Annotated in this window: 3 protein-coding genes and 1 pseudogene; 1 reads left to right on the top strand and 3 read right to left on the bottom strand. The window is 41.7% G+C overall.

Features of this window, described 5'->3' with window-relative positions; genetic code table 11:
• Window positions 1–507: 507 nt before the first annotated feature.
• From KHB02_RS29500 to KHB02_RS29490, 3 genes are read right to left on the bottom strand one after another with little or no spacing between them, the layout of a single operon-like run.
• A complete protein-coding gene (locus tag KHB02_RS29500; RefSeq protein ID WP_213146398.1) occupies window positions 508–1,206 on the bottom strand; it encodes a Type 1 glutamine amidotransferase-like domain-containing protein in 699 nt (232 codons plus the stop codon).
• Window positions 1,207–1,259: 53 nt separating this feature from the next.
• Window positions 1,260–1,436 carry an amino acid transporter gene (locus tag KHB02_RS29495; protein WP_213146399.1) on the bottom strand — a complete coding sequence of 59 codons (177 nt, stop codon included), beginning with the start codon at window positions 1,434–1,436 and terminating at the stop codon, window positions 1,260–1,262.
• Window positions 1,423–1,782, bottom strand: a complete 360-nt coding sequence (locus tag KHB02_RS29490) for a hypothetical protein (RefSeq protein WP_213146400.1) — start codon at window positions 1,780–1,782, stop codon at window positions 1,423–1,425. Before KHB02_RS29490 ends, KHB02_RS29495 begins: the two co-directional genes overlap by 14 nt.
• 103 nt (window positions 1,783–1,885) lie before the next feature.
• On the opposite strand from KHB02_RS29490, the pseudogene KHB02_RS29485 reads away from it, so the two are divergent.
• Window positions 1,886–2,099: pseudogene (locus tag KHB02_RS29485) on the top strand (GNAT family N-acetyltransferase); the annotation flags it as partial.

Raw genomic sequence — 2,099 nt, 5'->3', positions numbered from 1 at the left:
ATATAAGTGTCCCGGTCGTTATGAAAGGCTTATAACGCCCGATCCGTAGTAAGAGTCAGTGTCCCGGTCGTTATGAAAGGCTTATAACGCCCGATCCGTAGTAAGAGTCAGTGTCCCGGTCGTTATGAAGGGGCTTATAACACCCGAACTGTAGAGAGAGTCGGTGGTCCGGTCGTTATGGAAGGTCTCATAACGCCCAATCCATAGAAAAAAACAGTGCCCGGGTAGTTATGAAAGGCTTATAACGCCTGAACCGAAGAAAGAGTCGGTGCCCGGGTAGTTATGAAAGGCTTATAACGCCTGAACCGAAGAAAGAGTCGGTGCCCGGGTAGTTATGAAAGGCTTATAACGCCTGAACCGAAGAAAGAGTCGGTGCCCGGGTAGTTATGAAAGGCTTATAACACCCAAACCGAAGAAAGAAACAGCGCTTGGGTCGTTATGAAGGGGCTTATAACACCAAAGACATCCAAAATCCGCACCCCTAGCGTTATAACAGACCAATAACAGCTATTTATCCCCCAAATACTCCGTCCTAAGCTCAGTCTCAATCACCTTATTATCAAAAGAGAGGGAGTAGGCCTTTGCAGTCGGCCTGGAACTAACAATTTTATGAACATCCTGATCAATAAAATGAATCGCCACCCCATCATCTGCGGCAATCCCTCCCCCAAGTGTTCCCGTACCCACAAGCCGATGGTAAGCCGGCCGTCTGTCCTCGTCGCCATCGTAATGCGGACAATTACTGCCTTTCAAAAATCCCAGTGCTTTAATTGGTTCAAGGCCGCCGCCAAAGGAATCAGTGACACCTTCTTCAAACCAGCAAATCGAACCAGCACTGATTCCTGCCAAAACGATGCCTTGATTCCAAGCCTTTTTCAAAATTTCATCCAAGCCCCATTCTTTCCAAAGCACCAATAAATTTTTGGTGTTGCCACCGCCGACATAAATGATATCTTTTTCCAACACAAAGCTTTCCAAATCTCTAGTCGGAGGTCTGAACAATGATAGATGCGAAGGTTCACAAGGCATTTTTTCAAAAAAACGATTAAAATCGCTGACATAACTGTCTGAATCCCCGCTGGCAGTCGGGACAAAACAGATTTTTGGATTGGTTTTCCTAGATTGTTGCAGGATATATGTATCTAATAACGGGTTCTCCGGTTCCATCGAGAATCCGCCGCCGCCCAGCGCGATAATTTGCTTCATTCGATTCAGTCCTTTCCAAAATTATTGATATCCTTTTGCTTTTTTTAAAAAAACTATAGCAATATATTTAAAATAATCAACAACATAATCCCTAAAGCAAAAAAACTAATAAAAAAGTATCCAAAATACCTTAACGGCTTTGGCAGTTTTTTTAAACTTCCGTTTGCGGCATTGCCTTCGATTTTATCATAGTGATCAATGACGTCATTAAATGGTTTATTTTTCGTCATTCAGACTCACCTCGTTATGAGAATGTTTTCTTTTTCTAAACATGATGATAGCAGCTGACATTAAGAAAACCGGGGAAATAACTAGCCATTTTAACACTCCAGGTGTTGCCGCCAAATATAAAGTTAACGGGAAGGACCAGATTGCACAAATCAATAATAAGATAGGTTTAAAAGAGCGGCTTGCGTAAAGGCCTATGATCATCGGAAGAAAATACGAAAGTGAAAAGGATGCAAGAACATCCTCAGGCGGAGGACCTCCAACGTAAGGATTATTGAATAAAAAATATATGCAGAAAAGAAGTCCGCCTAAAGAGCCAAGCACCCCCAAAAGTCTTGCTATATTCAACGCCATCCCCCCTCATTTCTTTATATTCGTATATTAGACCCAAATAACCTCCTTTTTCCAAATCTTTGATAAAATAAAGAAAACATAAGCAGGGGTTATTTTTATGAAAAAGGTTGTTTTAAAGCCCGTTGAATGGGATCAAAGATTGTCTTTTTTTGATTTTCTTCTTTTAGCAGATGAAAGCGAAGAAATCGTTAACAAATATATACTTGAAGGTGAAATGTACTCCATCAATTATGAAGGGGCCACTGCCGGCGTTATGTTATTCACCTTCCATCCGGACCACGTTGTGGAAATTAAGAACATGGCTATATCAG

It is taken from the genome of Neobacillus citreus (genome assembly GCF_018343545.2).
GTDB lineage: Bacteria > Bacillota > Bacilli > Bacillales > Cytobacillaceae > Neobacillus > Neobacillus citreus.
Note: the sequence above shows the minus strand (reverse complement) of the source record. Positions and strands in the feature narration are given on the sequence as shown.

Excerpts from the sequence above, each read along its gene's own strand:
- KHB02_RS29495 (WP_213146399.1), bottom strand. The coding sequence starts at position 1,436 with ATGACGAAAAATAAACCATTTAATGACGTCATTGATCACTATGATAAA.
- KHB02_RS29500 (WP_213146398.1), bottom strand. The coding sequence starts at position 1,206 with ATGAAGCAAATTATCGCGCTGGGCGGCGGCGGATTCTCGATGGAACCG.